This is a genomic window from Stenotrophomonas sp. TEPEL, from assembly GCF_004348785.1.
Taxonomy (GTDB): domain Bacteria; phylum Pseudomonadota; class Gammaproteobacteria; order Xanthomonadales; family Xanthomonadaceae; genus Stenotrophomonas; species Stenotrophomonas indicatrix.
On the sequence record NZ_QQXJ01000001.1, the window covers coordinates 4,143,749 to 4,161,018 of the forward strand.

Annotated in this window: 13 protein-coding genes; 9 read left to right on the forward strand and 4 right to left on the reverse strand. The window is 66.3% G+C overall.

Features of this window, described 5'->3' with window-relative positions; genetic code table 11:
* Both TEP_RS18970 and TEP_RS18975 read right to left on the reverse strand, forming a co-directional pair.
* Positions 1-477 (reverse strand): histidine phosphatase family protein, encoded by a 477-nt coding sequence (locus TEP_RS18970; RefSeq protein WP_032977995.1) that lies wholly within the window; start codon positions 475-477, stop codon positions 1-3.
* Positions 478-514: 37 nt separating this feature from the next.
* Entirely contained in the window at positions 515-1,144 is a 630-nt protein-coding gene (locus TEP_RS18975) for a ParA family protein (protein WP_049465923.1), read from the reverse strand.
* Between the two features lie 122 nt (positions 1,145-1,266).
* On the opposite strand from TEP_RS18975, the gene TEP_RS18980 reads away from it, so the two are divergent.
* Complete coding sequence (locus TEP_RS18980; RefSeq protein WP_132826316.1) at positions 1,267-2,751, forward strand: AAA family ATPase; 1,485 nt, start codon at positions 1,267-1,269, stop codon at positions 2,749-2,751.
* A 663-nt stretch (positions 2,752-3,414) separates the two neighbouring features.
* Here TEP_RS18980 and TEP_RS18985 read toward each other — a convergent pair.
* Entirely contained in the window at positions 3,415-4,050 is a 636-nt protein-coding gene (locus TEP_RS18985; protein WP_132826317.1) for a tetratricopeptide repeat protein, read from the reverse strand.
* Between the two features lie 171 nt (positions 4,051-4,221).
* On the opposite strand from TEP_RS18985, the gene TEP_RS18990 reads away from it, so the two are divergent.
* The 3 genes from TEP_RS18990 to TEP_RS19000 all read left to right on the forward strand — a co-directional run bounded on the left by TEP_RS18990 (position 4,222) and on the right by TEP_RS19000 (position 9,752).
* Positions 4,222-7,908 carry an indolepyruvate ferredoxin oxidoreductase family protein gene (locus tag TEP_RS18990; RefSeq protein ID WP_132826318.1) on the forward strand — a complete coding sequence of 1,229 codons (3,687 nt, stop codon included), beginning with the start codon at positions 4,222-4,224 and terminating at the stop codon, positions 7,906-7,908.
* Between the two features lie 197 nt (positions 7,909-8,105).
* Positions 8,106-8,432 carry a helix-turn-helix domain-containing protein gene (locus TEP_RS18995; RefSeq protein WP_240790727.1) on the forward strand — a complete coding sequence of 109 codons (327 nt, stop codon included), beginning with the start codon at positions 8,106-8,108 and terminating at the stop codon, positions 8,430-8,432.
* A gap of 33 nt (positions 8,433-8,465) precedes the next feature.
* Positions 8,466-9,752 carry a type II toxin-antitoxin system HipA family toxin gene (locus TEP_RS19000; RefSeq protein WP_132826320.1) on the forward strand — a complete coding sequence of 429 codons (1,287 nt, stop codon included), beginning with the start codon at positions 8,466-8,468 and terminating at the stop codon, positions 9,750-9,752.
* On the opposite strand, the gene TEP_RS19005 is transcribed toward TEP_RS19000, so the two are convergent.
* Entirely contained in the window at positions 9,753-10,367 is a 615-nt protein-coding gene (locus TEP_RS19005) for a DUF938 domain-containing protein (protein WP_132826321.1), read from the reverse strand.
* A 548-nt stretch (positions 10,368-10,915) separates the two neighbouring features.
* Between TEP_RS19005 and TEP_RS19020 the strand changes: the two genes are divergently transcribed.
* From TEP_RS19020 to TEP_RS19040, 5 genes are read left to right on the forward strand one after another with little or no spacing between them, the layout of a single operon-like run.
* Positions 10,916-12,547, forward strand: a complete 1,632-nt coding sequence (locus tag TEP_RS19020; RefSeq protein WP_165933947.1) for a TldD/PmbA family protein — start codon at positions 10,916-10,918, stop codon at positions 12,545-12,547.
* Between the two features lie 27 nt (positions 12,548-12,574).
* A complete protein-coding gene (locus TEP_RS19025) occupies positions 12,575-14,209 on the forward strand; it encodes a TldD/PmbA family protein (protein ID WP_132826322.1) in 1,635 nt (544 codons plus the stop codon).
* Between the two features lie 21 nt (positions 14,210-14,230).
* Positions 14,231-15,565 (forward strand): TldD/PmbA family protein, encoded by a 1,335-nt coding sequence (locus tag TEP_RS19030; protein WP_132826323.1) that lies wholly within the window; start codon positions 14,231-14,233, stop codon positions 15,563-15,565.
* The gene (locus TEP_RS19035; RefSeq protein ID WP_025876014.1) at positions 15,565-16,272 is read left to right on the forward strand and encodes a DUF4159 domain-containing protein; all 708 of its coding nucleotides are present in this window, start codon (positions 15,565-15,567) and stop codon (positions 16,270-16,272) included. The genes TEP_RS19030 and TEP_RS19035 overlap by 1 nt, the downstream gene beginning before the upstream one ends.
* Before the next feature lie 13 nt (positions 16,273-16,285).
* Positions 16,286-17,269, forward strand: a complete 984-nt coding sequence (locus tag TEP_RS19040) for a MoxR family ATPase (protein ID WP_025876016.1) — start codon at positions 16,286-16,288, stop codon at positions 17,267-17,269.
* Position 17,270 lies beyond the last annotated feature (1 nt).

The following is a 17,270-nucleotide window of genomic DNA, read 5'->3' on the forward strand; positions in this document are numbered from 1 at the left end:
TCACGGCCACCAGAAGGCGTTCAGGCTGGCCACGCCCGGCTCGATCGTCGCCTCGCGGGCGAAACCGAGCACGGCCACGCCGCCCGGCGGCATGCCACGGTAATCACTGCTGGTGCCATCGGTCATCAGCGCCACCAGCTGCTCCAGCCCGGGGTTGTGGCCGACGATCAGCACCCGGTCCAGGTCACGGCGCTCGTCCACCAGCGCGGCGAGGGTGCCGGGGGTGGCCTCGTAGATGCGGTCTTCCAGGCGCTTTTCGACATAGCCGATGGCTGCCATCACCGCTTCCAGGGTTTCGCGGGTCCGCCGCGACGGTGAACACAGCACGCAGTCCGGCAGCAGGTTGTTCTCCTTCAGCCACTTGCCGGCGGCTTCGGCTTCAGCGAGCCCCACCGGCGACAACGGCCGGTCGAGGTCGGCCTGGCCGGTGGTGGCCGGTTCGGCGTGGGCGTGGCGGAGCAGGATCAGTTCGCGCATTGCGGGATTCCAATGAAGGGATGGAGACCTACGGCTGTTACAGCTTCAGCCAGGACAACAGGGGTTCCCAGTCGGCCTGGTGCTCGCGCACCTGGGCGGAGCGGTAATCGAAAAGACTGCGGCCCAGGCCGGTCATGACCACATAGCTCTGGCTGTCGCGCAGCTGGGCGACCACCGGATAGGGCCAGTCAGCCAGCATCTGCAGGGCCTGCTGCGAGGTCTGGGTCCAGGGCTTGGTGCGGTTCAGCACCAGCCCGACCGGCAGCTTGCGGCTGTGCACGCGCGGTACCTGGGCCAGGCTGTTGAGGAAGCCGACGATGGCTTCGATGTCCAGTGCCGAGGGCAGCACCGGCACCACCACGGCATCGGCAGCGTCGAGGAAATGCGGGATATCGTCGGCCAGCGCGCCGGCCGGTGCATCGATCACCACGGTATCGGTACCGTCGGGAAGCTTCTGCGCCCATTGCTTCCTGCGGTACACGTCGATCGGCAGCACCGCGCTTTCCAGCCCGGCCCGGCGCTGTGCCCAGCGGGTGCTGGAGCCCTGCGGGTCGGCATCGGCGATCACCGTGGCCTTGCCCTGCAATGCCGCGTACGCGGCCAGGTGGGTGGCGATGGTGGTCTTGCCCACCCCGCCCTTGGAACCGGCCACCAGGATCGTCTTCATGCCAGCCTCGCTTCCGGGTACGTGCCCCGAGCGTACACCGCCGATGGTGACGGAAGGTAGAGCCGTGCTGAACCAGTGCCCCGGCCTTTGCTATCGTGGCGCCCCCGAAGGATCGAACCGCCATGAGCGAACTGCAGGACCTGAGCGCGCTGATCCGCGCCAACACGCCGTTGATCGTGGTCGAGACCCAGGACGAGGGTCGCATCGTCGAGCTGTTCCGGCAGACGCTGATGCATGTCTGGCGGGCCCTGCACCGCTGGTCGATCACCGAGGGCCTGCGTCGCATCGACCTGGAGCGCGAGGACGAGCCGGTCGGTCCGCCCGATGCCAGCGCCGCACTGCAGATGATCCGCCAGGCCGACCAGCGCGGCGTGTACCTGCTGCTCGATTTCCACCCCTACCTGGGCTACGCCAGCCACCAGCGTGCCCTGCGCGACCTGATCCAGCGCCGCCACAGCGAACCGCACGTGCTGGTGCTGATCGGCGCCAAGGTGGAACTGCCCGCCGAACTGGAAGCCCTGGCGGTGCGCTTCAACCCGCGCCTGCCCGACGCCAATGCACTGCTGAAGATGCTGCGCGAGGAAGCCGATGCCTATGCACGCGAACACGGCGGGCGCCGGGTGGAAGTGGACAGCGAGGCGGTCAAGAAGATCCTGAAGAACCTGCAGGGCCTGAGCCTGGTCGATGCGCGGCGCATCGCGCGGCAGCTGATCTATGCCGATGGCGCGCTGCGCGACGATGACCTGCCACAGTTGGCGCGGCTGAAGTTCGAGCTGCTCAACCGCAGCGGCCACCTGTTCTTTGAACATGACAGCGCGCGCTTCGGCGATGTGGCCGGCGCCAACCGGCTCAAGCGCTGGATCAACCAGCGTCGCGTCGCCTTCATCGCCGGCTCGGCACCGGCCGGGCTGGACCCGCCGCGCGGCATGCTGCTGCTGGGCGTGCAGGGCTGCGGCAAGTCGATGCTGGCCAAGGCCACCGCCGCCGGCTTCGGCGTGCCGCTGCTGCGCCTGGACGTGGGCGCGCTGTACAACAAGTACCACGGCGAGACCGAAGCCAACCTGCGCCAGGCACTGGCCTCGGCCGAGCAGCTGGCGCCGTGCGTGTTGTGGATGGATGAGATCGAAAAGGGCTTGGCCACCGGTACCGAGGATGGCGGCGTGTCGCGCCGCGTGCTCGGCTACCTGCTGACCTGGATGGCCGAGCGCAAGGCGCCGGTGTTCATCGTGGCCACCGCCAACCAGGTGCACGAGCTGCCGGCCGAGCTGCTGCGCAAGGGCCGCTTCGACGAGATCTTCTTCGTCGACCTGCCCTCGGCCGATGTGCGCGTGGAACTGCTGCGGCTGCACCTGGGACGGCGCCAGCTCAATGCCGACGACTTCGCGCTGCCGGCACTGGCCGCAGCGGCCAACGGGTTTTCCGGTGCGGAAATCGAGCAGGCGATCGTGGCCGGGCTGTATTCGGCGCATGCCGAAGGCCGGCCACTGGATACCGAGCTGCTGATGGGCGAGATCCGCACGACACGGCCGTTGTCGGTGCTGATGGCCGAGCAGGTGGCGTCGTTGCGGGAGTGGGCGTCGGGGCGCACGGTGTCTGCGGACGACTGAAGGTTCCTGCGAACGGCGCAGCCCCTCGTGGCTGCTGGTTGGCCGCAAGAATCAAAAGCCGCGCTTGGTCGGGCGGGGTGGATTCGCGGGGGACGCCGTGAATCCGTCCCTGGAGACTTGTCCGCGGCTTGCTCGTGTGCGCAATCCTGCGCACACGGCAAGACCGGGGTTGGGCGTCCTGCCCAACCCGCCCGAGGCATGCCTCGGGCCCATGCCGCGGACACCCCCGCGAACCCACCCCGCCCGACCTCTGACAGATTCACCTCTGACAGATTCCGGGGGCGATCAGCCACGGAAAAGAAAAAAGAAGAGCAAAAGCAAAAGCGGTTGGCTGGCCGCTTTTTGTAGCGACGAGCCCACCCTCGGCTGCATTTCGATCAGATATCGATCATTCGACTCCGATGCAGATTCATCCACGCATGGCGTGGATCTACGTGTCGACCAAGGTCGACACCTACCAACAGCAGCGGGAACCTGTCGAAGGCGGGGCACTGTGGGTTTGCGGGGTGTGAGCGCCATGGATGGCGCGACCAAGCCCCCATGGACGGGTTTACGGCGGCCCCGCAAACCCACAGTGCCCCGCCATCCCCCAGCAAGCCGCTTTGGCTTTGGCTGTTGCTCCGGCCTCTGCGGGGCGCCGGGCAGCCGCCCGGCCAGGACCCCTCAGGGCCAGGCTGGAGGCGCGGCTGCCCAGGCCTGCTGCACTTCGGCCAACGTCGCGCGTTCGTCATCGCGCCATTGCGGCAACAGCTGCGCGTAATGACTGCTGTCGCGCCATTGCCCCGGCTCGGTCCGTACGGCGGCGGCATACCACTTCACCGCTTCCTGCTGCTGGCCGGCGCGCCACAGCGCCAATGCATAGCTCGGCGGCACCCAGCCGGGATTGCTGCGCAGGGTGCTGGCAGCGGCCTGCCACTGTTCCAGCGCAGCCAGCACCTGGCCCTGCCGCAACAGGTCCCAGCCATAGTTCCAGCGGACGCTGCGGCCCAGCGCGCTCTGCACCGGCGCCTCGGCCAGTGCCTCGCGATAGAGCTTGTCGCCCAGTTCCGCGCGCCCCTGCGCAATGGCCACCGACGCCAGCTGTGCCGTGGCTTCCAGCCCCTTGCGGCCACGCTCGCGATGCTTCAGCAGCTGTGCCACCAGGTCGTCGCCTTCACCCTGCACCACCGTGATCGGCGCGGCAGCGGCGTCGCTGTCGAAATAGAACTCCTGCGGTGCCGGCAATGCCGGCGCGGCCCACACAGTGGCCGCTCCCGAAACCAGCAACACGCCGGCCAGGAACTGTCCTGCAACTGACATCCCAATTCCCCCAAGGTTGAAACACCAACCCTCCCTCTCTCTCCCCGATCCTAACCCCAGCACGGCCCCGGCGCGAGTGCCGGGGGCCCTGGCCCCCCACTGTTACAATTCGCGCCTTTCCCGCCGCGTGCACCTGCGCGGCCGGTGCCAGCCGATCCTGACAGGCCAGCCATGACCAGTACCGCGCAACTCACCTCGCCCGCTTCCGCCGACCTGCTCGACCGTGATTACACGCTCGACCACAAGTACACCCGCAACGAAGGGCGGATCTACCTGAGTGGCGTGCAGGCGCTGGTGCGGCTGCCGCTGATGCAGCGCCTGCGCGACGAAGCTGCGGGCATCGATAGCGCCGGTTTCATCAGTGGCTATCGCGGCAGCCCGCTGGGCGGCTTCGACCTGGAACTGTGGCGCGCGCGCAAGCACCTGGAAACGGCCAAGGTGAAGTTCACCCCGGGCCTCAACGAGGACCTGGGCGCGACCATGGTGTGGGGTACGCAGCAGACCAACCTGTTCCCCGGTGCCAACGTGCAGGGCGTGTTCGGCATGTGGTACGGCAAGGGCCCGGGCGTGGACCGCTGCGGCGACGTGTTCAAGCACGCCAACGCCGCCGGCACGTCGCGCCATGGCGGTGTGCTGGCACTGGCTGCCGATGACCATGCCTGCCGCAGCTCGACGCTGCCGCATGGCAGCGAGGACGAATTCGTCAGCGCGATGATGCCGGTGCTGAACCCGGCCGGCGTGCAGGACATCCTCGACATGGGCCTGCTCGGCTGGGCGATGAGCCGTTACACCGGGCGTTGGATCGGCTTCAAGACGATCGCCGAGACGGTGGAATCGTCGGCCTCGGTCGAGGTCGATCCGCTGGCCCGGCGCATCGTGCTGCCGGAGGACTTCGACATGCCCGCCGGCGGCCTCAACATCCGCTGGCCCGATCCGCCGCTGGACCAGGAGATGCGCCTGCACCGCTATGCGGTGAAAGCCGCGCAGGCCTTCGCGCGTGGCAACGGCATCGACAAGGTGGTGATGGACGCGCCGCGTGCGCGGCTGGGCATCGTCACCACCGGCAAGAGCTACCTGGACGTGCTGCAGGCCCTGGAATACCTGGGCCTGGACGAGCAGGCCTGCGCCGACATCGGCATCCGCGTGTACAAGGTCGGCATGACCTGGCCGCTGGAACCGGAAGGCATCGCACGCTTTGCGCAGGGCCTGGAAGACATCATCGTGGTGGAGGAGAAGCGTGCCTTCATCGAGCGCCAGATGAAGGAGCAGTTCTTCAACTGGCCGGCCAGCTGGGGCCAGCGCCCGTCCATCGTCGGCAAGTACGACGAGGCCGGCGAGTGGATCCTGCCGTCCACCGGCGAACTGACCCCGGCCACCATCGCCGGCGTGATCGGTCGCCGCATCCAGAGGTTCTTCAACAACGACTCCATCGAGCAGCGCCTGCGGTGGATGCAGGAGAAGGAGGCCGAGCTTGCGTTGCCGCGCGCCAGCTTCCCGCGCGTGCCGCACTACTGCTCCGGCTGCCCGCACAACACCTCCACCACCGTGCCGGACGGCTCGCGTGCGCTGGCCGGCATCGGTTGCCATTACATGGTGACCTGGATGGACCGCAGCACCGACACCTTCACCCACATGGGTGGCGAAGGCGTGACGTGGGCCGGGCAGGCCGCGTTCACCGACACCCAGCACGTGTTCCAGAACCTGGGCGACGGCACCTATTTCCATAGCGGTTCGCTGGCGATCCGCCAGGCGATCGCCGCCGGCGTCAACATCACCTACAAGATCCTCTACAACGACGCGGTGGCGATGACCGGCGGGCAGCCGGTGGACGGCCCGTTGAGCGTGCCGGACATCGCAAAGCAGATGCGGGCCGAGGGCATCCACACCATCATGGTGTTGTCGGACAACATCGCCAAGTGGACGCGCCAGCGCGAGCATTTCCCCAGCGACGTGGAATTCCACGACCGCAGCGAGCTGGATGCGGTGCAGAAGCGCCTGCGCGAAGTGAAGGGTGTTTCGATCCTGATCTACGAACAGACCTGCGCCACCGAGAAGCGCCGCCGCCGCAAGCGCGGCAAGCTGGAAGACCCGGCCAAGCGGGTGATGATCAATTCGCTGGTCTGCGAAGGCTGCGGCGACTGCGGCAAGAAGAGCTTCTGCGTGTCGGTGCTGCCGAAGGAGACCGAGTTCGGTCGCAAGCGCGACATCGACCAGTCCAACTGCAACAAGGACTATTCCTGCGTCAACGGCTTCTGCCCGAGCTTCGTCACCGTGCACGGTGGGCAACCGCGCAAGGGCAGCAAGCGCGATGCCTCCACGCTGCTGGACAACCTGCCGGCACCGGTAGTGCGCGGCACCCTGGAGCAACCCTGGAACATCCTGATCACCGGCGTTGGCGGTACCGGCGTGGTGACCATCGGCGCCCTGCTGGGCATGGCCGGTCACCTTGAAGGCAAGGGCGCCTCGGTGCTCGACCAGACCGGCCTGGCGCAGAAGGGTGGCGCGGTGACCACGCACATCCGCATCGCCCGCCGCCCGCACGAGATCCATGCGGTGCGCATCGCCGCTGGCGAAGCCGATCTGGTGCTGGGCTGCGACATGGTGGTGGTCAACGACTACTGGGCGCTGTCGAAGGTACGCGCCGGCCGTTCGCAGGTGGTGCTCAATACCTACGAAGCGATGCCGGGCACCTTCACCACCCGCCCGGACATGCAGTTCCCCGCCGCCGACATCATCGCCGGCGTGCGCGTGGCCCTGGGTGGCGAGGAGCCGCTGCTGCTGGACGCCACCCAGCTGGCCACCGCGCTGCTCGGCGATGCGATCGCCGCCAACCTGTTCATCCTCGGCTACGCCTGGCAGCAGGGCCTGGTGCCGCTGTCGTTCGAGTCGCTGATGCGCGCCATCGAACTCAACGGCGCGGCCGTGGCGATGAACCAGCAGGCCTTCGCCTGGGGCCGCCTGGCCGCGGTCGATCCGCAGGCCGTGCAGCAGGCCGCCGGCCTGGTGCGCAATCGCCACACCGACGCCGAGAACACGCCCGGGCCGCTGCATGCCTTGCCGCCGGGCGAATGGGAAGGCAACGAATGGGGCGCTACCGCTGCACCGCGCAACACCGGTGACGAGCGCGAGCTGCGCGGGCTGCCGACGCACGGTGGCGATGTCGCTTTCCTGCCGCTGGACGATGCGCGCCTGTCGCGCTCGCTGGACGAGATGATCGAGCGCCGCTCGGCCTTCCTGACCGACTACCAGGATGCGGCCTACGCCAACCGCTACCGCAGCCTGGTCGAGCGCGTACGCGCGGCCGAAGCCGAGCGCATCGGCGGCTCCACCGCGTTGACCGAAACCGTGGCCCGCTACCTGTTCAAGCTGATGGCGTACAAGGACGAGTACGAAGTGGCGCGCCTGTACACCAGCGGCGACTTCCAGCGGCGCCTGCAGCAGCAGTTCGAGGGCGACTACCAGCTGCGTTTCCATCTGGCCCCGCCACTGTTCGCCAAGAAGGACGAGCAGGGCCGGCTGCTGAAGAAGGAGTATGGCCCTTGGATGTTCAAGGCCTTCGGCCTGCTGGCGAAGCTGAAGTTCCTGCGTGGTGGTCGCCTGGATGTGTTCGGCCGCACCGAAGAGCGTCGCATGGAGCGCCAGCTGATCACCGATTACGAGGCGACCGTGCAGCAGCTGATCGACGGACTGGATGACGACCGCCTGGCACTGGCGGTGGAGATTGCCAGCGTGCCCGAGCACATCCGCGGCTTCGGCCACGTCAAGGAAGCGCACTTCGAGAAGGCCAAGGCCCGCGAAGCGCTGCTGCTGGCGCAGTGGCGGAATCCGAAGGCGCTGCATATCGTGCAGGTGGCTTGAAGGGAGTGCCGGCCGTTGGCCGGCATCTGCCCGCCCCATGCATATCGTCGCCCATGACAACGAACGCCGACATTTTTTAAATAGTCGGTGTTCGGTTACATCCGACGAAATGTCATCGAACGGCGACTATTGCTTGTATGTCGTCGAGCGCATACATTCGCGGAATGGACGTCCTCCGAACTTCCCGAGATCTGGGCGTGGTCATCCGCCAACGTCGCAAGACACTTCGCTGGGATCAGGCGCAGTTGGCCGAACGCGTGGGAGTGAGCCGGCAGTGGCTCATCGAAATGGAGAAGGGCAAACCCCGGGCCGAACTGCAACTTGTACTGCGGACACTGAATGTACTCGGCCTGGTACTGACCGTCGGTAACGTCGAGGGCGAGTCATCCGTTGCTGATTCGTCGGAACTGCCTCTAGTGCTGCCCGATATCGACACTATCGTGGATGGCAACCGGCTGTACCCGGATGAACGTCGCAAGGCAGTTGTGCCGATCGATGGTCGTAACCGCAGCAAGGATCTCTGAAAGCCTCTTCTCCCTGGAAACCGCGCTTCCGGCATGGACCTCAACGTACTCCTTTCCAACAGAGTGGCTGGATACCTTGGGCAGGATGCACATGGGCATCCAACGTTCCGTTACGCGGACAGTTGGCGCCAGACGCCGGAGGCCTATCCTTTGTCTCTCGCGCTTCCGTTGGCGCAGGACAGTGCGCCCAGCGCAACGCTATCGGCGGTGCTGTGGGGACTGCTTCCGGACAACGAGGTACTGCTGCAACGATGGGCCTCGCGATTCCATGTATCAGCCCGCAATCCGGTCGCATTGCTCTCCCACGTGGGTGAGGACTGCGCGGGAGCCGTCCAGTTTGTGGGAAATGAACGGCTCGCGGCCGTCCTTTCGGGCGAGAGCGACAGGCAGGAGCCACTGTCCACGCATGAAATCGCCCAACGCCTGCAGCGTGTACGTGTGGACCAAGCCGCAGCACGGCGACTCGATGATGTCGGACAGTTCAGCCTGGCCGGGGCGCAAGCCAAGATCGCCCTGTTACAGCGCGACGACGGGGGCTGGGAGATTCCCGCCGGTCGTATTCCAACGACCCATATCCTCAAGCCACCCAGCGGCGACTACGATGGATTCATCGAGAATGAGGTGTTCTGCCTACGTCTGGCCAGACACGTTGGCATGTCCGCCGCGTTTGCTGAAATGATCTGCGTGGAAGACGCACAGGCAATCTCCGTAAGGCGATACGACCGCATACGTACGGCGGCTGGATGGCAGCGTGTACACCAGGAAGACTTCTGCCAGGCTCTGGGCGTGATGCCCCAAATCAAGTATCAGAATCAGGGTGGGCCCGGTCCTGCCGACCTTGCACGCGCGCTATGGGATCACTCCAGTCAACCGCGCTCGGATGTCGAGGCACTGCTGCAGGCACTGCAATTCAACTACCTCATCGGCGGCACGGATGCGCACGCGAAGAATTATTCGCTGCTGATAGGCGCGCAGGGAAGGGCCCGCCTTGCCCCTCTGTACGATATCTCCAGTGCCCTGCCCTACACCGAACTTGAGCACCGCAAGATCAAGATGGCGATGAAGATTGGCAGCCACTACCGCTGGTGGGACGTCCGCTTGATGGATTGGCGGTCTACCGCTGAGGCAATGAGACTTGATGCAGACAAGGCACTGTCTGGATTGTTCGACATGGCCAGCCAACTTCCCACGCTCGCGCGACAGTTACATGCGGAACTCCACGCGGAGGGGATTTGTCACCCGGTACTGAACCGCTTGCTCGATGCCATCGATATGAGCTGTAAGCGCTGCCTGCGGCAGTTTGAACAGCCCGACGCCTGATCAGCCCAACCGCCACAGCAGCAGGCGGTTGTTGGCCGGCATCGCCACATCCCCCAAGCGGGTAAAGCCGTTGTCGGCGGCCAGCGCCTGCACCGCTTCGCTATGGCGGATGCCGCTGCGCGGATCACGCGCCTTCAGCCACGCATCGAACTGCGCATTGCTGTCGCTGGTATAGCGACCGCCGTAGTTGAACGGGCCGTACACCGCCAGCAACGCGCCGTGGCGCAGCAGGGGTGGCAGTGCGGCAAACAACGCCTGCACGTGCTCCCAGCTCATGATGTGCAGGGTATTGGCACTGAAGGCAGCATCGAACGTGCTGCCTTCCGGCAAGCTCAGGCCGGGCGCTGGCGGCAGTTCCACCTGCAGCGCCACCGGCGGCAGCAGGTTCAGCAGCGCCGCCTCCGCGCGCCAGGCCTCGATGCCGGGCAGATGATCGGGATGGTCGCTGGGCTGCCAGCGCAGCCATGGCCAGCGCTCGGCGAAGAAAGCGGCATGCTGGCCGGTGCCGCTACCGATCTCCAGCACCCGGTGGCGATCACCCATCCACGGGTCGAGCGCAGCGGCGATCGGTTCGCGGTTGCGTTCGCAGGCTTCTGAATACGGCTTGCTCGACATCGAGACGGCGTCCAGGCGGGGTCGACCTCATTGTGCACGAGGGGGGTGTTGCTCGGCAGGGCTGCGCCCTGCACCTGCAGAGGCCGCGGCAACTGCCGGAGCAACAGCAGAAGCTGGCTTCCTGCGGGATGGCGGGGTGGATCCGGTTGCGGGGGACGCCGTGAATCCGTCCATGGAGGCTCGGTCGCGCCATCCATGGCGCTCACGCCCCCGCAACCGGATCCACCCCGCCATCCCGCAGGAAGCCAGCTTCTGCTGTTGCTCCGGCAGTTGCCGCGGCCTCTGCAGGTGCAGGGCGCAGCCCTCCATGGACGGATTCACGGCGTCCCCCGCAACCGGATCCACCCCGCCATCCCGCAGGAAGCCAGCTTCTGCTGTTGCTCCGGCAGTTGCCGCGGCCTCTGCAGGTGCAGGGCGCAGCCCTGCCGAAACCCTCCCCGACCATGACTGCAGTCACTTGCCCGAATGTCCGCCGCTGGCGAAAGTCGAGGAGTTGACGTGATCGGATCGGTCCTTTGCCGGCCGCACGGAAGTGAGAGAGAGACGCTGTGCAACGACGTGAGTTCCTGGCATTTTCCGCTCTGGGCCTGGCGGGCCTGGCCCTGCCGCATTCGCGGCTGATCGCCGCCGAGCAGTTGCTGGCCCCGGCCGACCCGGTCAAACGCCGGCGCCTGGCCGAGGTCGCCCTCGCTGCCGCGCGTTCGGCCAAGGCCAGCTACTGCGACGTGCGCATCGGGCGCTACCTCAACCAGTCGGTGATTACCCGCGAGCACCAGGTCGGCAACGTGACCAACCGCGAATCGTCCGGTTTGGGTGTGCGGGTGATTGTCAACGGTGCGTGGGGTTTCGCCGCCACCCACCAGCAGACCGAAGCGGCGGNGCGCACCGCCGTCGAACAGGCCACCGCCATCGCCCGCGCCAATGCCAGCATCCAGTCCCGCCCGGTGCAGCTGGCGCCCACCCCGGCGGTCGGCGAGGTGCGTTGGCAGACACCCATCCGCCGCAATGCGATGGAAGTGCCGATCCAGGACAAGGTCGAGTTGCTGCTGGCGCTCAATGCGGCCGCACTGAATGCGGGTGCCGACTACATCAATTCCACCCTGTTCCTGGTCAACGAGCAGAAGTACTTCGCTTCCAGCGACGGCTCGCTCATCGACCAGGACATCCACCGTATCTGGCTGCCGTTCACCGCCACCGCCATCGACAAGGCCAGCGGCAGGTTCCGCACCCGCGCCGGCCTCTCCTCGCCGATGGGCATGGGCTACGAGTTCCTTGATGGCGACGCACGCGGCAAGGTGCAGCTGCCCGGTGGCATCACTGCGTACCGCGATTCCTACGACCCGGTGGAGGACGCCATCGCCGCCGCCCGCCACGCGCGCGAGAAGCTGAAGGCGCCGTCGGTGAAGCCCGGCAAGTACGACCTGGTGCTGGACCCGTCCAACCTGTTCCTCACCATCCACGAGAACGTCGGCCACCCGCTGGAACTGGACCGCGTGCTCGGCTACGAAGCCAACTACGCCGGCACCAGCTTCGCCACGCTGGACAAGCGCGATGCCGGTTTCCGCTGGGGCAGCGACATCGTCACCTTCTTCGCCGACAAGACCCAGCCGGGCAGCCTCGGCGCGGTCGGCTACGACGATGAAGGGGTGAAGACCCAGCGCTGGGACCTGGTGCGCGACGGCATCCTGGTCGACTACCAGGCGACGCGCGATGAGGCGCACATCCTCGGCCGCGACGCCTCGCATGGCTGCAGCTATGCCGACTCGTGGTCCAGCGTGCAGTTCCAGCGCATGGCCAATGTCTCGCTGGCGCCGGGCAGGACGCCGCTCAGCGTGGAGGACATGATCAAGGATGTTGAGAACGGCATCTACATCCACGGTCGTGGCTCCTATTCCATCGACCAGCAGCGCTACAACGCGCAGTTCGGCGGCCAGCTGTACTACCAGATCAAGGACGGAAAGATCACCGGCATGGTCGAGGATGCGGCCTACCAGATCCGCACGCCGGAGTTCTGGAACGCCTGCACCGCCATCTGCGATGAACGCGACTTCCGCCTTGGCGGTTCGTTCTTCGACGGCAAGGGCCAGCCCGGCCAGGTGTCGGCGGTCTCGCACGGTTCGTCCACCACCCGTTTCAACGGCATCAACATCATCAACACCGCGCGCAGTCTCGGCGCTTGAGCCACCCGTCCTTCATGGAGAGCAGCCTTGCACAGACGTGACTTCCTGGCCCTGACCGGGCTTACCGCTGGCGGCCTGATCGTGCCGTCGTTCTTCGGCAAGGCGATCGCCGCCGAGCAACTGCAGTCCAGCCTCGACCCTGCGCTGAAGAAGCGCCTGGCCGATGCCGCCCTGCAGGCTGCGCGCAGCGCCGGCGCCACCTATTGCGACGTGCGCATCGGCCGCTACCTGCGGCAGTTCGTGATCACCCGCGAGGACAAGGTGCAGAACGTGGTCAACACCGAGTCCACCGGTGTGGGCATCCGCGTGATCGTCAACGGCGCCTGGGGCTTTGCCGCCACCAATGCGCTCAGCACCGCCGACGTGGCCCGTGCCGCGCAGCAGGCCGCGGCGATCGCCAAGGCCAATGCGGGCGTGCAGACTGCGCCGGTGCAGCTGGCCAAGGCGCCGGGCGTGGGCGAGGTCAGCTGGAAGACGCCGATCCGCAAGAACGCGATGGAGGTGCCGATCAAGGAGAAGGTCGACCTGCTGCTGGACGTCAACGCCGCGGCGATGGGCGCCGGTGCCAGCTTCGTCAACTCGATGCTGTTCCTGGTGAACGAGCAGAAGTACTTCGCCTCCACCGACGGTTCCTACATCGACCAGGACGTGCACCGCATCTGGGCACCGATGACGATCACCGCCATCGACAAGGCCAGCGGCAAGTTCCGCACCCGCGAAGGCCTGTCCGCACCGATGGGCCTGGGCTACGAGTACCTCGATGGCGCAGCGGCCGGCAAGGTGCTCACGCCCAATGGCGTGGTCAACTACGGCTCGTCCTACGACATGAAGGAAGATGCCATCGCAGCGACCAGGCAGGCGCAGGAGAAGCTGAAGGCGCCGTCGGTGAAGCCCGGCAAGTACGACCTGATCCTCGATCCGTCGCACACCTGGCTGACCATCCACGAGTCGATCGGCCACCCGCTGGAACTCGACCGCGTGCTCGGCTACGAAGCCAACTACGCCGGTACCAGCTTCGCCACCCTGGACAAGCGCGAGCAGCATTTCCAGTACGGCAGCGAGCACGTGAACATCTTTGCCGACAAGACCCAGCCGGGCAGCCTCGGCGCGGTCGCGTACGACGATGAAGGCGTGAAGTGCAAGCGCTGGGACCTGATCAGCAACGGCAAGCTGATCGACTACCAGACCATCCGCGACCAGGCGCACATCCTCGGCAAGACCGAATCCGATGGCTGCTGCTATGCCGACTCGTGGTCCAGCGTACAGTTCCAGCGCATGGCCAACGTGTCGATGGCGCCGGGCAAGTCGCCGCTGAGCGTGTCGGACATGATCAAGGACGTGGAGAACGGCATCTACATCATCGGGGATGGTTCGTTCTCCATCGATCAGCAGCGCTACAACGCGCAGTTCGGCGGCCAGCTGTTCTACGAGATCAAGAACGGAAAGATCACCCGCATGCTCGAAGACGTGGCCTACCAGATCCGCACGCCGGAATTCTGGAATGCCTGCAGCGCCGTGGCCGATGAACGCGACTACCGCCTGGGCGGTTCGTTCTTCGACGGCAAGGGCCAGCCCGGCCAGGTCTCGGCGGTCTCGCACGGTTCGTCCACCGCGCGCTTCAACGGCATCAACGTCATCAACACCGCACGCAGCCTCGGCTGACCGGTCAGGAGCCCTTACACCATGAGTATCTTCACCGAAGCCCAGGCCAAGGCCATCCTCGACAAGGTCATCGCCCTGTCCAAGGCCGATGAGTGCACGGCCGTGCTGGCCGGTTCCATCAACGGCAACATCCGTTTCGCCCTGAACAACGTGTCCACCAGCGGCATCGTCGACAACACCGAACTGGCCGTCACTGTGGCCTTCGGCAAGCGCGTGGGTACCGCCTCGATCAACGAGTTCGACGACGCCGCGCTGCAGCGCGTGGTGCGCCGCGCCGAAGACCTGGCCCGCCTGGCCCCGGAGAACCCGGAGTTCATGCCCGCCATCGGCAAGCAGACCTACCGCCCCAGCCCGACCTTCAGCGAATCCACCGCCGCCATCGATCCGGCCTTCCGCGCCAAGGTCGCCGCCGATTCGATCGCGCCGTGCCGTGGCAACGGGCTGATCGCTGCCGGCTTCCTCGAAGACGGCCAGGGCTTCTACGCCACGGCCAACAGCAACGGCAACTTCGGCTACCAGCGCACCGCCAACTTCGACTACACCTGCACCGTGCGCACCGAAGACGGCCGTGGTTCGGGCTGGGTGGGTCGCAACCTGAAGGACGCTGCCGACTTCAAGGCCGACCAGGACATCCGCATCGCCATGCGCAAGGCGACCGAGTCGCAGGAAGCCAAGGCACTGGAACCCGGCAAGTACACGGTGATCCTGGAGCCGGCAGCCGCCGCCGGCCTGATCAGCTTCATGATGAACTTCTTCAGCGCACGCTCGGCCGATGAAGGGCGCAGCTTCCTGTCCAAGAAGGGCGGTGGCAACAAGCTGGGCGAGCAGGTCTACGATCCGCGCGTGAACATGCATGCCGACCCGTGGCACCCGGACGCGCCGGTGCTGCCGTGGGACAACGAGGGCATGCCGCGTGAGCGCATCGCCATCATCGAGAACGGCAAGGTCGCCAACCTCGACTACTCGCGTTACTGGGCACAGAAGCAGGGCAAGACCGCCAAGGCCACGCCCGGCAACCTGCTGATGAGCGGCGGCGAGAAGAGCACCGCCGAACTGGTGCGCGGCACCCAGAAAGGCATCCTGGTCACCCGCACCTGGTACATCCGCATGGTCGATCCGCAGACCGTGCTGCTGACCGGCCTGACCCGCGATGGCACCTTCTACATCGAGAACGGGCAGATCAAGTACCCGGTGAAGAACTTCCGCTTCAATGAATCGCCGGTGATCATGCTCAACAACATCGAAGAGCTGGGCAAGCCGGTGCGCGTGGCCGGTGACGAATCCAGCTTCGTGATGATGATTCCGCCGATGAAGCTGCGCGATTTCACCTTTACCTCGTTGTCCGACGCGGTCTGATGGATCGGCGGGCCTGCCTGCGCTGGTTGGCCGCTGCCGCTTCGGCGGCGGCGCTGCCGGCATGGGCGCAGGCAGGCCCGCGCAGTTCGCGCTACGATTTCTGGTTCACCCGCCTGCAGTACGACTCCGGTGACTGGGACGTGGATGCGCGCATGCCGTCCAACCTGATCACCTCGCTGATCGACTACACCTCCCTGCGGGTGGACCCGCAGGAACGCGTGGTGGCATTGGCCGACCCGCGCATGCTGGAGGCGCCGTTCTGCTACCTGGCCGGGCACACCCTGGTCGAGTTCAACGCCGCCGAACGGCAGAACTTCGTGCGCTACGTGCGCAATGGTGGCTTCGTCTTCGTCGACGACTGCAACCACGATATCGACGGCCTGTTCGCCACCTCGTTCGAAGCGCAGATGGGCCGCCTGTTCGGGCCGAAGGCGCTGCAGAAGCTGCCCAACAGCCACGCGCTGTACCGCAGCTTTTTCCGCTTCCCCGACGGCCCGCCCGCGACCAGCTTCGAGCTCAACGGCTGGGGCGATGACCTGGTGCACGACTACCTGAAAGGCATCGAGGTCGATGGCCGGCTGGGTCTGCTCTACAGCAACAAGGATTACGGCTGCGAGTGGGACTACGACTGGCGCAACAAGCGTTTCCTGGCCGAAGACAACACCCGCTTCGGCGTCAACATCGTGATGTACGCATTGAACAATTGAACGGACCACGCCCATGACCTCCCCCGACCTCGATTCCCTGCTGCCGCGCCTGCACGCGCTGCGCAGCGCCCTGGCCCACGCCGTGGTCGGCCAGCACACCGTGGTCGAGCAGCTGCTGATCGGCCTGCTGGCCGGTGGCCACTGCCTGCTGGAAGGCGCGCCGGGGCTGGGCAAGACCCTGCTGGTGCGCTCACTGGGGCAGGCACTGGAACTGCAGTTCCGGCGCGTGCAGTTCACCCCGGACCTGATGCCCAGCGACATCCTGGGCACCGAACTGCTGGAAGAGGACCACGGCACCGGTCATCGCCATTTCCGCTTCCAGCAGGGCCCGATCTTCACCAACCTGCTGCTGGCCGACGAGCTCAACCGCACCCCGCCCAAGACCCAGGCGGCGCTGCTGGAAGCGATGCAGGAGCGTACGGTCAGCTACGCCGGCACGACCTACACGTTGCCGGCGCCGTTCTTCGTGCTGGCCACGCAGAATCCGATCGAACAGGCCGGTACCTACCCCTTGCCCGAAGCACAGCTGGACCGCTTCCTGCTGCATGTGCTGGTCGATTACCCCAGCGAGGAAGAAGAGCGGCAGATCCTCGAACAGACCACCGGCGGTGCCACGGAAAGCGTGCCGAAGGTGATGGATGCCGAAGCGGTGATCGCGCTGCAGGCGGCGGTGCGCCAGGTGCATGTCAGTCCCGACGTACTGGCCTGGATCACCCGCCTGGTCCGCGCCAGCCGCCCCGGCGATGGCGCACCGGCGGCGATCAACCAGTGGGTGAAATGGGGCGCGGGTCCGCGTGCCGGGCAGTCGCTGGTACTGGCCGCCAAGGCGCGCGCCCTGCTGCAGGGACGCTTCGCCGCCACCCGCGAGGATGTGCAGGCGCTGGCGGCACCGGTGATGCGCCATCGCCTGCTGCTGTCCTTTGCCGCCGAAGCCGAGCAGAAGCGGGCCGACGATGTGGTCGCAGCACTGCTGCAGGCCGTTCCCTTCCCGGGTTGAT